Annotated in this window: 1 protein-coding gene; it reads right to left on the bottom strand. The window is 49.4% G+C overall.

What is annotated here, in order from left to right:
- Nucleotides 1-13: 13 nt before the first annotated feature.
- A complete protein-coding gene (locus PG887_RS22320) occupies nucleotides 14-1,288 on the bottom strand; it encodes an IS4-like element ISApu2 family transposase (RefSeq protein ID WP_011191341.1) in 1,275 nt (424 codons plus the stop codon).
- Nucleotides 1,289-1,389 lie beyond the last annotated feature (101 nt).

Below are 1,389 nucleotides of genomic sequence, written 5' to 3'. Positions count from 1 at the left end.
CATGTACAGAACCTTAAGCGGCAAGCGAATTAATAATACCGTCTAACGTGTTGTTTTGCTTGGATTTTCTCTGCCTACTCTTTTTGCCGTTTTTGGATAAATACACCATTGCCCACTCCAACTTCTCTGTTATTTCCTGCCACGCACCATGGATGATGCTCGCCAATATCGGCATTAACCAAAGCGCGCTGTTTTTGGCAATCTTCAGCATCGATAACTCCGCGCTGCCAATCAGCGTCAGCGCCAGCCGACGTTTGACCAGCAAGGCCAGCAAACTAGCCCAGATCAAGCCTTCCGCTATCGCTTTTTGTCGTGTCGCGAACGCCTTCAACCGGTTATGTGATTTCAGCTCTTTGAACAACAGTTCGATCTGCCAACGGCAACGATACAATGCCATCACCTTCTCGGCTGGCCATCGCTCACGCGGAAGATTGGTCATCCATATACAGAACCGTTTTTCCTCTGCAAACCAACGTCTTATGAGTCGATATTTATACTTTCCCGAACTCACATCCAGATCCAGAACCTCGGCTCTGCAGCTTCTCCGATCGATATCCTTGAGCTTTTTTCCGAGTAACTTGGGCATTTCCCTGCCGTCCTGTCGGTAAGCTGCCTGTACTTTGGGATTGAGATTTTGACTCCCTCTGACCAGATAGCTTCCTTTGGCTTTGGTCACATCAGCAAAGTACTCGCGGCTGATGTAACCGGCATCCGCCAATAACAGTTTGTTATTTAACGAATTTGCGGCCGGAAGATGCTTGCGCTCCGATTCGGTATCCGCCGTGATACTCATCGATATCGGCGACTGGTCCAGCAAGGACATGGTCATATGACACTCTACCGCAGCGGGGCTGTGCTTATTGAATCGGCCCGGGAAATGTTCTGCCAATTGCGGATGTAACGCGAATGACGACCCGTCCTGCAGCAGTACCTGCTCAAAGCCTGCCAGTCCGTGGGCGTCCGGTAGACACTCCTTGAGGCGTAAGGCGATGGCTCGTTCAACCAGTGCGCGCATGAACAAGGGAAAACCCTGCTTGCGTAACTGGTTGTGAAAGGGTTTATACGCTATTTGGTCAGTATCATGGAGCTGCAACGCATTGAAATGGCGATGCAAACCAGCAATACCATCCACCTTGTCGCAACCAAGCCCTGAGAGCAGAGCCGGGAGTAGTCTCGCAGGCTGGATATCCCGGAGTCGCTGACAAAAACCGGTAAATTTACCGATCCGGTTGAGTTCAGAAGAGCTAAGAAGTTGCTTGAGGTACTGGGTTGCATTGATAATAGTCATGGCTTCGGGCGTGTCGGTTTTTTTTTGCGATTAAATCAGATCACAAACGAAGCCTTTTTTCTATCTATTTCAATTGGTTGTAGCTAAAGATCCTGTACATG

Source organism: Aeromonas sp. QDB14, assembly GCF_027707845.1.
GTDB lineage: Bacteria > Pseudomonadota > Gammaproteobacteria > Enterobacterales > Aeromonadaceae > Aeromonas > Aeromonas caviae.
Note: the sequence above shows the minus strand (reverse complement) of the source record. Positions and strands in the feature narration are given on the sequence as shown.